16 protein-coding genes are annotated in these 15,373 nt (G+C 48.5%); 2 read left to right on the top strand and 14 right to left on the bottom strand.

What is annotated here, in order from left to right:
* The first annotated feature begins 183 nt into the window (after nt 1-183).
* Nucleotides 184-1,485, top strand: a complete 1,302-nt coding sequence (locus Q1Q75_RS11505; protein ID WP_300670520.1) for a pyridoxal phosphate-dependent aminotransferase — start codon at nt 184-186, stop codon at nt 1,483-1,485.
* Between the two features lie 447 nt (nt 1,486-1,932).
* Nucleotides 1,933-2,361, top strand: coding sequence for a hypothetical protein (locus tag Q1Q75_RS11500; RefSeq protein ID WP_300670517.1), 429 nt, complete (start codon nt 1,933-1,935; stop codon nt 2,359-2,361).
* Nucleotides 2,362-2,378: 17 nt separating this feature from the next.
* Here the strand turns inward: Q1Q75_RS11500 and Q1Q75_RS11495 are convergent, their stop codons facing one another.
* From Q1Q75_RS11495 to Q1Q75_RS11430, 14 genes are all read right to left on the bottom strand, one after another.
* Entirely contained in the window at nt 2,379-2,846 is a 468-nt protein-coding gene (locus Q1Q75_RS11495; protein ID WP_300670514.1) for a PilZ domain-containing protein, read from the bottom strand.
* 26 nt (nt 2,847-2,872) lie between these two features.
* Nucleotides 2,873-3,340, bottom strand: coding sequence for a PilZ domain-containing protein (locus tag Q1Q75_RS11490; protein ID WP_300670512.1), 468 nt, complete (start codon nt 3,338-3,340; stop codon nt 2,873-2,875).
* Between the two features lie 31 nt (nt 3,341-3,371).
* The gene (locus Q1Q75_RS11485; protein WP_300670510.1) at nt 3,372-5,744 is read right to left on the bottom strand and encodes an ATPase, T2SS/T4P/T4SS family; all 2,373 of its coding nucleotides are present in this window, start codon (nt 5,742-5,744) and stop codon (nt 3,372-3,374) included.
* 53 nt (nt 5,745-5,797) lie between these two features.
* Nucleotides 5,798-6,178 carry a hypothetical protein gene (locus tag Q1Q75_RS11480; protein WP_300670508.1) on the bottom strand — a complete coding sequence of 127 codons (381 nt, stop codon included), beginning with the start codon at nt 6,176-6,178 and terminating at the stop codon, nt 5,798-5,800.
* Between the two features lie 33 nt (nt 6,179-6,211).
* Nucleotides 6,212-7,255 (bottom strand): response regulator, encoded by a 1,044-nt coding sequence (locus tag Q1Q75_RS11475; RefSeq protein ID WP_300670506.1) that lies wholly within the window; start codon nt 7,253-7,255, stop codon nt 6,212-6,214.
* An 89-nt stretch (nt 7,256-7,344) separates the two neighbouring features.
* Entirely contained in the window at nt 7,345-8,352 is a 1,008-nt protein-coding gene (locus Q1Q75_RS11470; protein WP_300670504.1) for a hypothetical protein, read from the bottom strand.
* Nucleotides 8,353-8,516: 164 nt separating this feature from the next.
* The gene (locus tag Q1Q75_RS11465) at nt 8,517-9,752 is read right to left on the bottom strand and encodes a HAMP domain-containing protein (RefSeq protein ID WP_300670502.1); all 1,236 of its coding nucleotides are present in this window, start codon (nt 9,750-9,752) and stop codon (nt 8,517-8,519) included.
* A gap of 82 nt (nt 9,753-9,834) precedes the next feature.
* Nucleotides 9,835-10,296, bottom strand: coding sequence for a hypothetical protein (locus Q1Q75_RS11460; protein WP_300670500.1), 462 nt, complete (start codon nt 10,294-10,296; stop codon nt 9,835-9,837).
* A gap of 17 nt (nt 10,297-10,313) precedes the next feature.
* On the bottom strand, nt 10,314-10,877 hold the full coding sequence (locus tag Q1Q75_RS11455) for a hypothetical protein (protein WP_300670498.1): 564 nt from the start codon (nt 10,875-10,877) through the stop codon (nt 10,314-10,316).
* A gap of 2 nt (nt 10,878-10,879) precedes the next feature.
* Nucleotides 10,880-11,500, bottom strand: coding sequence for a GTPase domain-containing protein (locus Q1Q75_RS11450; RefSeq protein ID WP_300670496.1), 621 nt, complete (start codon nt 11,498-11,500; stop codon nt 10,880-10,882).
* 71 nt (nt 11,501-11,571) lie between these two features.
* A complete protein-coding gene (locus Q1Q75_RS11445; protein ID WP_300670494.1) occupies nt 11,572-11,964 on the bottom strand; it encodes a roadblock/LC7 domain-containing protein in 393 nt (130 codons plus the stop codon).
* A gap of 517 nt (nt 11,965-12,481) precedes the next feature.
* On the bottom strand, nt 12,482-13,357 hold the full coding sequence (locus tag Q1Q75_RS11440; protein WP_300670492.1) for a phosphoribosylaminoimidazolesuccinocarboxamide synthase: 876 nt from the start codon (nt 13,355-13,357) through the stop codon (nt 12,482-12,484).
* A 324-nt stretch (nt 13,358-13,681) separates the two neighbouring features.
* Nucleotides 13,682-14,017: a PilZ domain-containing protein gene (locus tag Q1Q75_RS11435; RefSeq protein ID WP_300670490.1), complete on the bottom strand. Its 336-nt coding sequence runs from the start codon at nt 14,015-14,017 to the stop codon at nt 13,682-13,684.
* A gap of 107 nt (nt 14,018-14,124) precedes the next feature.
* Nucleotides 14,125-15,288 (bottom strand): cyclic nucleotide-binding domain-containing protein, encoded by a 1,164-nt coding sequence (locus Q1Q75_RS11430; RefSeq protein WP_300670488.1) that lies wholly within the window; start codon nt 15,286-15,288, stop codon nt 14,125-14,127.
* Nucleotides 15,289-15,373 lie beyond the last annotated feature (85 nt).

Genomic DNA, 15,373 nt, shown 5'->3' with positions numbered 1-15,373 from the left:
TCCCCTGCTGTTTTGTTTTTGTGGGCGGATCACGATTCACCCGTGTTCCACAGTAGCCCCTGTACCGAAGATAAACCCATCCCCCCCTTGTATTGACAGCGTGAACTGGATCGCGAAACCCAAAAATATATGTGAATAAAGCCGGATTTTCGGCCCATGGATTGTCAGAGGAAATGTGGAAAAATGAGACGAAATATTGTACATGTCGGATCGGGGCAGCTCACCTACGAAATTCGTGAAATCGTGGAGGTCGCCAATGAGCTGGCGGAATTCGGCGTCGACATCACCTGGGAGAACATCGGGGATCCCGTAGCCAAAGGTGAGTCGATTCCCAGTTGGATCAAGGAGATCATTGCAGACCTTGTCAGCCGTGATAATACCTATGGCTATGTGGCGACGCGCGGCGTTTCTAAAACACAACAGTTTCTGGCGGACTGTGTCAACCAGCGAGGCGGCACGCAGATTACCCGGGATGATATTGTCTTCTTCAACGGCCTGGGGGACGCCGTGGCAAAGATTTTTGGATTTCTCAAGCGTGAAGCACGGGTGATCGGACCCTCCCCTGCCTATTCCACCCACTCCTCTGCGGAGGCGGCCCACTCGGGGTACAAGCACCTTACCTATGAGCTGGATCCCAAAAACGGCTGGATTCCCGATCTTGAGGACATGGAAAACAAGGTCAAATACAACGACGCCATTGCCGGTATTTTGATCATTAACCCGGACAATCCCACCGGGGCGGTCTACTCCCGGGACGTCCTGGAGAAGATTGTGGATATTGCACGACGCCACCGTCTTTTTGTGATCTGTGATGAGATCTATTCACACATCGTGTATGACGATACCGCGACCGTTCATTTAAGTGAAGTGATCGGTGAGGTTCCGGGCATGGCATTGCGGGGAATTTCCAAAGAGTACCCCTGGCCAGGCGGACGATGTGGCTGGATCGAGGTCTACAACCAGAACAGTTACCCCATGTTCCGCCAGTACATTCAAAGTATCGTCAACGCCAAAATGCTGGAGGTCTGCTCCACCAGTCTTCCCCAACACTCCATTCCTCTTGTGATGGGGCATCCCAACTACAAGGGGCACCTTAAGACGCGTCGAGAGATGTTCAGCCAGAGGGCCGACGAAGCCTATCAGGCCTTACAGAATATCAAGGGTATTTCCGTCATCAAACCCAAGGGTGCGTTTTATATGTCTGTACTCTTCGATGATGGGGCATTGAACAATCTTCAGTCCTTACCCATTGAAGATGATCGCATTCGGCGTTATACGGAAGGCAAAGTGGATAATGTAGAAGTCGACAAACGCTTTGTCTACTATCTTCTTGCCGCCACAGGCATTTGTGTGGTCCCCTTAACGGGTTTCTGCTGTACACGGAAGGGCTTTCGCATCACCCTTCTGGAAACCGATGATACCAAACGTCACTGGACCTTTAAAACCGTGGCTGAAAGTATTCAAGGCTATCTCGACTCTCACTGAGCCGGGGCCTTAGCCCGGATATTTCATGAGAAAACAATCAGGGCTAAGGAATAAGTCGTAATGACAATTCTTTGTGGTAATATTTTCAGTCGTTCCAAAAATGCAAAATGTAATCCACGGTATTTTGTTTGATTTGTGAAATATCCGGGTTAGCGTTGAATTAAAATAAAAAAGCCCCACCCACGAAGCCAACGCTTCATGGGTGGGGCTTTTTTTATCAAAAGCTTTCGCAGACAGTCTTCTTTATCGATGGGCTGTTCAACGCCCCGGACAGCGCACCTTAAAAGGGAACATTCGTAAGGCGATCTTTATTTAAGTGTCACTCGAACCAATAAATATAACAGCCTTATATAATGACGTTTTTTCTGAAATCATAAATTTGGCATAAAGCGTGTAATCTCTCTTCTTTAAACAAGGAATTCAACCCCTTGAAGGAGAAGAGAGCCCATGAAAACCTTACGAATTAATCTTTTGATTGCCCTTTCAGTTCTGGTTGCCGGTGTCTTGACGGTTCCGGCCACTCAGGCCGCAGAGACCTCGTGGAACCAAGAGACCTCGGCCAGGGAGCTTTGCTTTATTTACACCCTGTATCAAGATTGGCGTCAGACTCGCACCATCGCCGCCAATCCAGATAAGTTTCAAGAAAACAACCCCATTCTGGGTCGTCACCCCGAGTCCCGGGATGTGGATCTGTACTTTGCAGGATGTGCTTTGGGCCACGCCATGGTTGCTTATATGCTGCCACCCAGCGCATCCAAAGTCTGGCAGACCGCCTGGATTGGGATTCAGACCAAGGTCATTGAAGACAACAGCAATAAAGGATTGGGCGATGAGATCGTCATGGAGTATCGCATCGAATTTTCAATCCCCTTCTAATCATGATGGCCGCCCTTTTAATGAAACTCAATATAAAGACCCAGTTTGCCATAATGCTGGGTGGTGTCAAAGACCAGCCCCACCTCCAATTCACTGATGCTGCGAATGGTACCGAATTTTTCAATAAATGATTGGTCTCGATCGTCGAGTTGAAAGGCAAGATCCACCCGCATGCCCACTTCAAGGGGTACGGCGGTGGTCAACCGGACCCTCAAGCCGGATTGAGAAAGGTCCGTGACGGTGCCCGAGAGCTTGTACCCCCTTGCTTTTACCTTGCAGACAACCGGGAGAGAGACCTCTTTACGAGCAAACTGTCGCCGCTCAAGCTGGACATGAAAGATGTGACCGCAACTGCACCGGCAACGAATCCGGACCCGGCTCTTGACCCCCATAAAATGAGCGACATCCTGTTCCTTTACCAGGCAACAGGATGGACAGGTGATAAAAGCCAGAAAATCTTCTTTGACAAGAATGGTTTCGGTCATTTTTTTCTGCCTTTATCAGAGGAAAATCAGTTAAACATCAGATATTGGCCTATTTTATCGTATTTTTCAATCTCAGTAAATTCAAGGCCGAGAAATGGACCATTGATGCTTCGAACTTCCGATTTTTTCTGGATAAATGAACGATCTTTGTCATCAAGATTGAACTCAACCTGAATCAGGTCACCCACGGAAAAGGGAAAGGACGAATTGATTTTAATCCGTGCCCCGGATCGGGAGAGATCATTGACCGTCATGACAAATTTTCGACCGGTTTCAGAACTGAACACCACGCCAGGGAGCTCCAGGGTTTTTCGATAATACTTTCGCCGTTCAATCACCACAGAAAAAGTGTGGCCGCATTTGCAGGTACACTTGATTTTAAGCTGAGCCTTAGCGGTCAGAAGCTTCGAGATATCCGATGTTCTGGATCGTTCGCATTTCGGACAGACAAAGGTCGCCGTGGTGCTGTTTCCAAGAAATATTTTTTCTGCCATTGCTTTGCCTTTATATGGAGAATTGACCAAATCAACTCGCACAGACCCTTCGGATCTCAGAGATATCGGTGAGACCGGCCATTGCCTTGATGATGCCGTCCTGAATCAGGGTCGTCATCCCCTCTTCCGACGCCGCTCGAAATAATTCGTCGGTCGATGCGGCTCGTTTGATCATCTGTTTCACCTCGCTGGATCCGTACATCAATTCATGGATGGCCAGGCGGCCCTTGTAGCCGGTTCCGGAGCAGACAGAACAACCCACCGGTTTGAAAATTCGCATCTCTGGGGAGTATTCGATCCCTGAGTGTTTAAATGCCTCAGGGCCGTAGAGTTCTTTGATGCGATCAAATTCTTCTTGGTCCGGCGTGTATTCCTCCCGGCAATTGGTGCAAAGTCGCCGCACAAGTCGCTGGGCAAGAACGCCTTGAAACGCATCGGAAAAGTTCAGCGGGTTTAGCCCCATATCGAACAGGCGGGTGACCGTTTCCGGGGCACTGTTGGTGTGCAAGGTGGAAAGGACAAGGTGACCGGTTAACGAGGCTTCAATGCCGATAGAGGCCGTTTCGTTGTCGCGCATCTCACCGATCATGATGACATCGGGATCGGCACGAAGGAAAGCACGCATGACCCGGGGAAAATCGAGGCCAATTTTGGACTTGCACTCGACCTGGCGAAGCCCGGGTTGTGTGATCTCCACAGGGTCTTCCGCCGTCCAGATTTTTATTCCCGGCTTGTTGATGTGGCCCATGGCGGCATGAAGGGTGGTGGTTTTCCCGGAACCGGTGGGGCCTACGCAGAGGATCAACCCGTAAGGCTGGGCAATGATTTTTTTGAGAACATCAAGGTTTCTCTCGGTCAGCCCCATTTGATCAATTTTCATGGCCCCGGAGTCCGCCAGAATACGCATAACAGCATCTTCATACCCCCCTGCCGTGGGGAGTGTGGCGACTCGTAATTCAAACGACTTGACGCCCTTTCTCTTGAACTTAATCTTTCCATCCTGGGGAAGTCGCCGTTCGGCAATGTCCAGGTTACTCATAATTTTTATGCGGGAGATCATCCCCATGGCATTGGAGATAGGCACCTTGAGCACGTCTTGACAGACCCCGTCAATGCGGTATCTGATATGGACTTTCTTGGAATGAGGAGAGGGTTCGACATGAATATCCGAAGCCCCTTTCCTATAGGCGGTGATAATGATCTGGTCGATCATTTTCACAATTTGGCTTGAAGATTCGTTGAGGTCCATATCCAACTCCTGGTCCTCAAGCCTGTCATCGACCTCCTCTTCGAATTCGACATCCAGCATCATGTCGAATTCACCGCCCTCTTCTTCCCCCGGCCCTTCCTCAATTTGACGATCGGAGTCATAAAAGTACTTGATCAGTTCAACGATCTCTTCCCGTATCCCGATCGAGTACCGAATGTGTTTCGCATTGAGCAAGGTATAAATATGATCGGTCTTTTCGAGGTTTTTCGGGTCATCAATGAGGACCTCCACCACCCCTTCGGTCATATCCCAGGAGAGCGGCACCCAACTGTTTTGAATCAGGAAACTTTTTTTCAGCTTTCCCAGAAGTTCCACCGGAATGGGAATGGTGTTGCTGAACTCTACAAACGGGCATTCATAAAAATAGGAGAGTGATTTACCCAGCTCTTCCTTGTCGACATACATGTCTTCCAAGAGGATGGCTTCACAGCTTTTTCCTGTCTTACGGGCCAGATTCAACGCATTTTGAAGTTGTGTGGTATTTATCTGATCGGTATCGATGAGATACCCGTAGCGGGATTCGTAAGACCTGGACCCCTTGATGCCTTGAATCTGGGCATCGAGACCCGTATAGGTGGGATTTAACTCACAGACATCCTCATAAAATTCTATGGCCTCATCGCTTTTTTCAAGCTTCTCCATCTCCAGTCCGAAACGGAAGAGGATATCGGCAGCGGCCTCTTGGGTCACGTTATGCTGCTCGATGAGTTTAAGCACATTTTTTCTCAGTTTTGAGGCCGAATGCAATTCCATCAGGCATGCATTGAGCTGCGGTACCAATTTGGAGACGGAGTACGTTGTGTTGAGTAATTTCAACAGCTCATTGAGCGCCTCTCGATGAAGGCCCAGCTCTTTGAAGGCATGCGAACTTTCGAGAATTTCATCTGCGTTGTCTTCAGACCAGGAATTTTTAATGGCATTTAGTTCCTGGGTACTGAGCTCAATGATCTCATCGTTGTCATCCAACTCTGCCGCTTTTACCCGGAGTTCTTTGAGCTCGAGTTCAATGAATCCATGAACGTCTTCGTCGAGCCCTCCTTTGTAAGCATCTAAAATAGCAGTATAAACGGCGATTGATTCACCATAAAGTCCGTGCTTTTTGTAGGCTTTGGCGGTATCAATTTTTGATTTCAACTGTTTTTCCAAAGCATGTCCTCACTCATTGATGGGCACCCCTTTCGGGCGTGCTATATTTTAAAGAATCGACCGAATCCCCGGGTCTTGCGGGTTTTATCAATATCGGTTGAAATAAGATCGCATGTCATGCGAACCATGGCCGCCACACACTGGGGGGCCATGAGGACATAAAGGATACCGTCGACAGTTCGGCGATAATAGATCCGAAGTGCGTCAAACAGTATTTCCCCCTCCATCGCGCCATCCACAAGAGGGGCCATGTCACGCCATCGCATTTTTTCCGATAAAAAGGCTTTGGCCTCCTGGCATTCATTGTCACTGCCGCCATGGGAGGAAGGAAGTTGCGCAACAAGGGGTTTTCCGTCGTCGCTGATGTGAAATATCCCCTGCACGCCTTCAATACTGAACAAATCGTCAAAATGGTTTGCCATATCTACCTGAATACCTTGATATTGTAATCGTATTTACAGATTCAGTACAGCCTCAATTAATGATTCTTTCTGAACCCTGGCCCCGACGACAAGACGAAGCGGGGAACCCGAACTGACCACCACCATGCGTTGATCGGTTTCCCTGTCGCTGAAAACAGCCTTTAAAGGCCCCGCCCCCATGATATTTCCGAACATCTGCAGTGTCTCCATTTTTTCTGCCAATTCCGGAGCCCACGCGGCATCATCCACGGCTTTGGGATTGCCGCTGGCTTTACTAATCAACTCTTTAAGCCGTTCGAGTTCGTCCGATAAACCCTTATCATCAGGCACCTCAGCCACTTTTTTTTCTTGCGGAATGACCGATCCCGAGGTTCCAGGGATATCTGAAGGATTATTTATCATTTCGTCTTTTAAGCGCATGGCATCCAAGAGAATAGCCTGCAGTTCACCCTGGATCCCCTTGCGGGTGAGAATGCATGAATTTTCGATGAGCAGAGTGACTCGATCCCATGCAAGAACACGATAGGCCGCCTTATTTCCTGTGACCGATCCGTAGCGTGCGTTGAGGATATACCCATCCCGAAAAAAAAGCACCCCCTGGGCGCCGGTGGCTTCATTGATCACGCGAATGGTACAGGTCTTGGCTTCCATTTCGATGAGTTGAAGAAACATCTCAAGGGAGGCATTTTTCAATGTGCCTCCCCCAACCTGCTTCTTGAGCGCTTGATCAATGGTTTGTATCAGTTCCTCAATCACCAGCGGCTTCGTAAAGTAAGCGGTGGCACCATAGCGCATGACGGCTTCACGGGTCTTGGGTTTGTCAAAGCTGGTGGCAACAATGGCAGGGATATCGGGGAAAAAACGACGTATCTTTTCGAGCAGGGCGTATCCATCCACATGGGGCATTTGAAGATCCGTCACGACGAGGGCGATGGGCCGTTGTTTGAGGATCTCTATCGCCTCACCGCCATCGGTACAGGTGGTAATGCCATAGCGGTCATTTAACTTGGAAAACAATTTATGAATAAGGTTCAGGAAGGGCTGGTTATCATCAACGATGAGGATTTGTCTGACCATGGCGTTACCGTCCTGTGTGGTTCCTTCATCCGTGTCATAGGAAAAAGTGAAAAAATATCGAAAACCCGGCACTTAAATTGAGACAAGTCCTAAATAACAACCTTGAATAATTCGATCTCCAGTTGATACTGTTGTCGCCAGTTCTTCAGATTTCTTTGGAGCTCAATGCCAAGGGCACGCTCCAAAGCCAATTCGCGAAGGCACTCCGTGACGGCCGTCACAAGATGTTGAATGTCATCGGCACCGGTGTACGTGATGGTCCCCCCCTGATAGCTGAACTCCTCAGTAAAGGGGTCCAAAAATTCATAGCGGGAAACTTTCTCAAGAAATTTCCGTTTCAAAACCGTGTCAAAGGGGTCGGTTTGGACTTTCAGGACACCATAGGTCTGTTCAATGACGCCGAGAAGCACTTCCAACATCTCTATGGGGTTCTGATTTTCCAGTGGGATCTTCGCCTCTCCCGGAGAGGGTTCCATGTCTCGAAGTGATTCATGGGTCAGCCGGTGGTTTTCAAGTTGCACCCGTTTGATAGCAATGCGGGTGCGCCCGTTTTTAGCGTTGGCCATAATCTGACCCAGCTCCTGATTCGGGTCACGAAGAATTCCACTGGTCTTTCCAAGCACCGCACCGGTAATTTCCCCCATGATGACATGAATCTGGTCGGCTCGTCCCTGAGGATTCAGGACCTCAATCAGTCCGGTGAATCGATCCTGAATAATTTTCCTCATGAGGGCTTCCAAATCAACCGTCGATGAGGTGAGATTCTTATGGATCAGTGCCGCTTCATTGAGATTGGCCCAGTAACAGATTGTTTCCGAGGGGATCTCATAAACCGAAACGATATGCCGGGCCGCATCGGCTGTTTGAAGAAAAGCGGTGAGAGCCACCTGACGACTCAGTGGTTTCCCGTGATCACAAACGTGGGCGTTGATCAACATGCCGTGATCAAAAAAGATGGCACCTTCAGACTCGGGTGCACGCATATAGATGCATCCCGAGGGTAAGGTGGTACGGAAATGATCGACAAACCGACGGATTTTGATGTAACTGGTGTGAAGGTTGCTGACTACCGGCGTTTCTCTGGGAATGACAATCATAATATCTCTCTGATTTCACACAATTTTTACTGCCACAACAACAGCTATAGCTAATAAGTGGGGGAACTCAACCCATCAAAAAAAACGGGAGCATTTCAGGTGAATCGGTAAACCGCCTTTATCCGCCTGGTCTCTGCTCCCGATCAATCCAGTGAAGCTGAAAGTTACCGTTTTTTCCGAAGCCGTTCAATGGAAAATCGTAAACTATCCTGCATTCGCGTGACCGCTTCGGCAAGGCTTCCGATTTCATCTCGGGATCGAATATCGATCACAACATCCAACTCTCCGACACTGATACGGTCTGCTGCATCGGTCAGCATCTGAATATTGGAGGTCAATCGGTACCCGTAGATCATAACGGAAAAGCCGATAAAGAGAATCACCACGGCGATAAAGACGAGGGTTAATTTCTGCGTGGCCTTCGTCAACCGAGTGGCACGCTTTTCGATGAGTTGAATGGGCCCTGTAAAATCTTCGATAAATGCTGTACTCAAGATCAGATAGGGCGTCTGCTCAATGGGTTCTACAGCCATAAATTTTTCTTTTTCGGTCCCATCCTTATCGACGGTATTGTAATACCCCTTGATTCCCCGTCCGCCTTTCATGGCTCTGAATACTTTGTCAAAACTCCGGTATCCGAGTCCCAGCTCCTCTTTCATTCTGGAAAGGAGCGGCGAACCGATGAAGGATTCGTTGGGGTGGCACCAAATGCGGTACCCCGTCTCTTCATCCTGATCCGGGGCGGGAATCTCTACAAGGGCCGTAAACCCTTCGGTGCCAACGGTTTGGATGGCAATTTCCCGCATGTCAAAATCATAATAAAAATCGTCTTTGTTAAGATCCGGGTTGTTCCGAAGGAAGATGGAACATTGGGAGGCCACGCTCTTGGCTTTGTTTACAATAATTTCCTCGGCCATCTGGCGAACCACATCGGTGCTTTCCCCTGTAATACTGTTTGCGAGGGTGAGCATCTGGTACTGCGTGAACGCACTGGTTCCGATAAAGAGAAGGATGGGAATCCCAAGGAAGAGAAAAAACATCTTGGTACGAAGCCCAAACCCTTTGTATGACGTTTTTTTCTTTCGGGCCACGTTGTGGGACTCAATCGGTTTTGGCTCAGGAGGCGGCTTGGGGTTGTTCGACACGACCTTCAAGGGGGGCTCTTCGGGCGGGGCAGGCCCCTTCTCCAAGGCAGGCACTACCTCGTCGTTGAAGGGGACGGACTGAATGGGGCCAGACCCGACATCTGATTCGTTCTCATCACTCGGTGGGCGAATGGAGATGATATGCTCACACACCTTGCACTTGATTTTAATGCCGTCCGGATTCTTAATGTGACTCATTAACTTGCCGGGATCCAGGTGGTAAATTTTCCCACACTCTTCACATATCACAACCATACCCTGCTTGCTCCTTGCCTGTTGAACTCTTGTTGGAAACTGTCACGATTCGAATGGATACTCTGGCCTGTCAAGTCATCCATCACAAATTTTTCAGCTTCTCCAGAAGGACTTGCTGAAATTCCACTCGTTTTTCAATTCGAGGAATTTCACGCGCCAGGGCATCCACAAGCTCGGCCGCGCGTGTCAAAGGAATACTCTCCCGTTCAAGGTTCATCTCAAGAAGTAGATCCTCAAGGAGAATTTCCGCCATGGGCCCCATGGCCTGGGAGAGGTGGTCCATCAAAAAAGGATAAAAATCAGCCGAAAGAGACGGCACCGATGAGACGACCTCTTCGACGAGCCCCAAATGATTCAACCGGATCAGTACCTTTCGTATGTCGGAGAGGGTCATGCCAAGCTCACCGGCAAGTGCAGCTGTGTTCTTTTCACCATTTAGCTGCATCAAAAGGGTGAGCATACGGCTGTCCAGCGAAACCTCACCCAGATCGTCTCTTACAGATCGCCTGTAGACAGACGACGCGATGTTTCCTTTTAAAACCATAACAAATGACTCTGCTCCTATTTCCGTTTGATCAACCGTGCAATTTCTTCTCGAACGACCTGACGAATGCAGGTTTTTACCTCATCGGAAAGCCCCCCCTGGCCGGATGGCTGGGTTGGCGCTGCCGGTTTCGATGCTTTTGTCGGCGCATATTCGGAAATGGATACTTTAAATTTCTTAAATTTTTGAACATGAACGGCGGCGGAATGGTTCTTTTCCGCTTCCCCCATCCCGGAGTTGACGGCCCGTTCAAAGTTGTCGAAAAGAGATTTTAAAAAGGAGACAGTCTCAGGATGGGCCGCCGCTTTTTTTGACTTCAGGTAGCGGCCAATGGTGTCCAGAAGTTTGATATAAATAGAGAGAGCCTTGTCTTGTCGGCACTGTGCCCCGAGCTTTTTTAACTCGGAAAGGTAGGCGTCGAGGCTCTTGTCCCCGAGTTCCCACTCCATCTCAAGGACAATCGCCTTGAGGTTCTCAAGGGGATCTTCATGTTTCGCGGGCTCATGGGATGTGTCATCATCAAAGAATTCGTTCAGGCGGCTGTCCAACTCTTTATTTATGGATGAACCGTTATTCGTCATCGTTACTCACTCCCTCCGAGCTCAAGTTTTTCGCGAATGGACATCACAGTCATGGAAATGATCCGTTTCATGGTCACGGCCACATTGTCACCGCTCACGGCACTTGCTGTGTAGTAGGGTGCTTTGAGTCCGGCGTTAAGATCCTTTTCCATAATCTCCACCGGCAGAACAGGAATTCCCTCTTTTTCGAGATCACGTTTGTTGTACTGCATGACCAGGGGGATGGTTTCAATATTTTTATTGAATGAGACCAGGTTCTCCGCCAAATTTTCCAGGGAACGGATATTCATCTCTTGACGCAGAGTCATGGAATCTGCAACGAAGACAATGCCGTCGACTCCCCGTAACACGAGCTTTCGAGTCGCGTTGTACTTTACCTGCCCCGGTACGGTATAAAATTGTACTTTAATCGTATACCCTTTAATCATACCGATATCAAAAGGGAGAAAATCAAAGAAGAGGGTTCGGTCATTGTAGGTTTTAACCGTCACCATCTCACTTTTGATTCTGCTTCTGAATTTTTCGTTGATGAACTCCAGATTGGTGGTCTTGCCTCCCCTGCCCGGACCATAATAAACAATCTTAACCTGGACTTCTCGCTTTTTAGGATTTATCAGTGCCAAACCGTTAACCTCTCTAATGCATGATTGCACGGGTTCTGAAAAATGCCGGCGCTCGAGACGCTTCTAATGTTCTAAAGAAGATCCCGAATCCTGTCGTTTGCCTCATTAGCTTTTAAGCGAAGGAATCCCAGGGAAACATCCTTTCCGAAAATGGTAAGGAGAAGCAGGTCGGTTCCAACTTTACTGAAATGAATGCTGTCACTTTCCCCCTTGTGGAACAAAAGAGAAAATTCTTCTTCTCCAATAATGTTGGCCATGGCACTGACCGCACCAAAGTTGGCTGCCGCAAGAGCCGCAAGAGAGTAGACATCGTGCTGACAACGCCCGTTGTCCAGGTTGACGATAACATTTCCTGCCAAATCAATGAGCACCACGCTCTGTACCCCAAGCTCAATGAGCTCTTCGTTCAGAACATCTTCAATAGATTCAAGCTGTTTTTTGCTAAAATCAAAAGGAAAATCCATATTAGCAGGTCCTTAACTTCATGTCAGTTGATGGGTTTCATGCCTGGTGGCAGTGTTACATGAATGTCTACAGGCAGAGATTTCTTCTGTCGATATCAACCAGTTATACAAGTCAGGGGAAAAGTATTGATCCATTGTAATAACAGGCAGATCCTATACCCCTATAGCTCATTTAAATTGATTAATCAATTTAAAACAAATCAATGACAACGGATCTATGAAAGACCTGTTGTCACTCATTTATTTTTTATATCCGTTTTAAAGTTCTACTCTAAGGAAATGCCCAGGGAGGCGAATCAACCCCCGGACCGCTTAAAATTTTTCAACCCCTCGTCATCCCTCAGAGCATGAACGTTGATGCCGTCCAGGTGGATAAGGTCAAAACAAATCCCACGAAACGCTCATTGAACGCTGATGAAAATCGTAAACGAGTCATCACTGAATTCGCTTAAAAATCCAATGTCGAGTTTACCCTATCAACATCGGCTTGCGAGTTACTCCTGGAAACTTGAATAGATTAGGCTTTTCCCGTGAAAAGCTCAAGAGCTTCCAAGTATTTTTCAGAGGTTCTGACCAAAACGTCCTGGGGAATGGAAGGGCCTGGAGGGGTTTTATCCCACTGAAGCGATTCCAGGAAGTCTCTGACAAACTGCTTGTCAAAACTCTCTTGGGCTCCTCCGGGCTTGTAGGTAGCTTTGGGCCAGAAGCGAGAAGAATCTGGCGTCAGCACCTCGTCGATGAGGATTAACTCGCCATCACACATACCAAATTCAAACTTGGTATCGGCAATGATAACCCCCCTTTCAGCCGCAACCTCGACCCCTTTGTTGTAGATGGCCAGGCTGATCTCCTTCACCTTTTCGGCCATCTCTGAGCCGATGATCTTCGCGGCTTCTTCAAAAGAAATATTCATGTCGTGATCGCCGACCGCTGCCTTCGTCGAGGGGGTAAACAGAGGCTCTGGGAGCCGGTCGGACTCCTTCAATCCCGCCGGAAGAGCGATACCGCAAACCGTGCCGTCTTTTTTATACGATTTCCATCCTGAGCCGGAAATATACCCCCGAACCACACATTCCACCATCAAGGGTTCCGCTTTTTTAACAATCATGCTTCGGCCTCGAAGGGCTTCGGCATGGGGCTTCAGAATGTCTGGATACTCTTCCACATTTGCTGTAATGAGATGGTTGTCGATCAAAGGGCGCATCTGCTCATACCAATACAGTGAAATCTGTGTCAGAACCCGCCCTTTTTGTGGGATAGGATCCGGCATGACCACATCAAAGGCAGAAAGCCTGTCCGTTGCCACCATAAGAAGAGAGTCTCCAAGATCATAAATATCTCGAACTTTTCCCTTCTGAACCAGTTGAACGCCTTCAAGATTGCTGGTGTACATACCCTTACTCCATAAAGAAGATAAAAACAGTTTTAAGTAACATTTCTTAAGGTTTAAAAAGGCCGTTCTGCCGTCATCAAGCGGGCAGTATTTGACCCATATTTAAACTTTCTATTGTATAACATTTATTCAATAACAGGTAAATCCAAAGGATCCGACCTCTGCCCCCGAGCACTGATGAATAAAAAAAACGCTGCGGCTTGATGCCGTCAGCGCCCTTCCCCGTGACCCATGGAATAAAAAACAAGGGTAATCTGGATGCCCGTAAACCAGAATCCGTCTGTTTGCAGCATGTTGCGGCGCCCCTCTTCGGAGGGTATCGAGTTACAATCGGTTAAAGCTCTCAATAAAACGAAGAAGAATTTGATGGCTTTCCTTGCTCAGGTCGCCAAACTGGATGCCCGATTCGGATCGGCCATTTTCACCTTTTCGACTGTAGGCCACGTGTCCGGAAATTTCCGCCACCTCATCCTTGAAGCCAATATCCAGCTGAACATGGTGTTCGGGAGCAATGGGAACATGCGTTTCAAGAAGAATCCCCCCCTCGCTGACATCGAGCGTTTTTCCCATGCCCTGTTGGACCACGACATTTTCAGCGTTCATACAGGTGTAGGAAAGGAGATTGGTAGAGTTGAACCGTATGAATTTTCTTTTTTCCATGGGGCCATCCTGACTCTTGATGCCGGATCTTTTTGTTACGCAGGACCAGGCCGGCAGTTCCGGACCTGCATCAACACAGTGTCGACATATTTTAAATCGGACCTCACCTACAAAATGTTTCTAGAGGCGAGATCGGTGATGACAGAAACGCAAATCGAGGTAAATTCGATGATATTTTTTATCAGGTTGGGTGCTTTTTCATACTCAGCCATCAGGGCATCGGAGTCCTGAATACTGAGCTTCAAGTCGGGAGAAGCGAAAATCGACGCCATATCGGGTTCATGTTTATGCTTGAATATGGGCAGCCGCCCTATAAAATCTCCAGGTTCCAAGGTGCCCAGAAAAATTTTCTGGCCGTTGATTTTTTGAACAAGATACGCATGGCCTGTTTCAACGAAAAATAATTTGGTGACGTGATCTCCCTGATGAATCACAGGCTTGATATCCAGAGGCAGATTCGATGGGATCGTTTCACTGTGTTTTAACTCCACCGCCCGATCAGATATCATGGACAGGCGATTTTCGATGCCCCGGATTAAATTTAGAAACTCTTCGGAGAGGCCGGCAAGTTCAGACATCAGCTGGCGCGTGTCGATGACGCCCAACAGCACATCACCCTCGGCCATGGCCGAGGCCGACCGAGGGTGATCCGGTCGGGTCATGGAGGAGAGGCTTCCAACAAAGGCCCCACTGCCCACGCGAGAAATCACCACATCCCCTTTCGGGGTGTTTTTGACAATCTTTACGACGCCCTCAAGGACCACCCAAAGCCAATTCCCATGGCGGCCCTGTTCAATAATACGCTCTCCGGCCCGGAACGACTCTTCATCTGCAAGATACATGTAGTCTGAAAAGGCAGGCCCGCGAACCACCGGCAAATGAATCCGTCCGCTTTCATCGCGCATCTTGTCCCCGGTGTGCTGAACCGGGCCTATTTTCTGGATTTCGCCTTCATCCACCAGCTTGAGAGCATCAAGAATAACGGCCATGGCCGTTTTCATGATCACACGGTCATGGGAAAAATCATCAAGCGTGAACTCGAAGTTTCCTTCTCCCCATCCAAACATGGCGTACAGGGCCTCTTCTCCTTTTTTCTCGTCACAGAACGCATGAATGGGGTTGCCATCCAACACATGAATAATGCCGGGTTTTTCGACATACCGGCTGGTAAGCGTCACCACCCCGGTTTTACCGTCGGCATTGAGGAGCTGCAGCAAGTCCGCAAGATCAATAAAATTTAAATTGCCTGTCAGTACAGGTTGTGTGCTCATCTTGCTCCGTCATATCCCTTCATCGGTTCCCTGACAAAGAAACCGCACCATGAGTGCGGTTTCAATCAATTCACGTCAACACATG

The sequence above is a fragment of the Desulfoluna sp. genome (genome assembly GCF_030145185.1).
Lineage (GTDB): Bacteria > Desulfobacterota > Desulfobacteria > Desulfobacterales > Desulfolunaceae > Desulfoluna.
This window is presented reverse-complemented; position numbering and strand designations above follow the sequence as displayed.

Excerpts from the sequence above, each read along its gene's own strand:
- Q1Q75_RS11505 (WP_300670520.1), top strand. The coding sequence starts at position 184 with ATGAGACGAAATATTGTACATGTCGGATCGGGGCAGCTCACCTACGAA.
- Q1Q75_RS11500 (WP_300670517.1), top strand. The coding sequence starts at position 1,933 with ATGAAAACCTTACGAATTAATCTTTTGATTGCCCTTTCAGTTCTGGTT.
- Q1Q75_RS11495 (WP_300670514.1), bottom strand. The coding sequence starts at position 2,846 with ATGACCGAAACCATTCTTGTCAAAGAAGATTTTCTGGCTTTTATCACC.
- Q1Q75_RS11490 (WP_300670512.1), bottom strand. The coding sequence starts at position 3,340 with ATGGCAGAAAAAATATTTCTTGGAAACAGCACCACGGCGACCTTTGTC.
- Q1Q75_RS11480 (WP_300670508.1), bottom strand. The coding sequence starts at position 6,178 with ATGGCAAACCATTTTGACGATTTGTTCAGTATTGAAGGCGTGCAGGGG.
- Q1Q75_RS11475 (WP_300670506.1), bottom strand. The coding sequence starts at position 7,255 with ATGGTCAGACAAATCCTCATCGTTGATGATAACCAGCCCTTCCTGAAC.
- Q1Q75_RS11470 (WP_300670504.1), bottom strand. The coding sequence starts at position 8,352 with ATGATTGTCATTCCCAGAGAAACGCCGGTAGTCAGCAACCTTCACACC.
- Q1Q75_RS11465 (WP_300670502.1), bottom strand. The coding sequence starts at position 9,752 with ATGGTTGTGATATGTGAAGAGTGTGGGAAAATTTACCACCTGGATCCC.
- Q1Q75_RS11460 (WP_300670500.1), bottom strand. The coding sequence starts at position 10,296 with ATGGTTTTAAAAGGAAACATCGCGTCGTCTGTCTACAGGCGATCTGTA.
- Q1Q75_RS11455 (WP_300670498.1), bottom strand. The coding sequence starts at position 10,877 with ATGACGAATAACGGTTCATCCATAAATAAAGAGTTGGACAGCCGCCTG.
- Q1Q75_RS11445 (WP_300670494.1), bottom strand. The coding sequence starts at position 11,964 with ATGGATTTTCCTTTTGATTTTAGCAAAAAACAGCTTGAATCTATTGAA.
- Q1Q75_RS11440 (WP_300670492.1), bottom strand. The coding sequence starts at position 13,357 with ATGTACACCAGCAATCTTGAAGGCGTTCAACTGGTTCAGAAGGGAAAA.
- Q1Q75_RS11435 (WP_300670490.1), bottom strand. The coding sequence starts at position 14,017 with ATGGAAAAAAGAAAATTCATACGGTTCAACTCTACCAATCTCCTTTCC.
- Q1Q75_RS11430 (WP_300670488.1), bottom strand. The coding sequence starts at position 15,288 with ATGAGCACACAACCTGTACTGACAGGCAATTTAAATTTTATTGATCTT.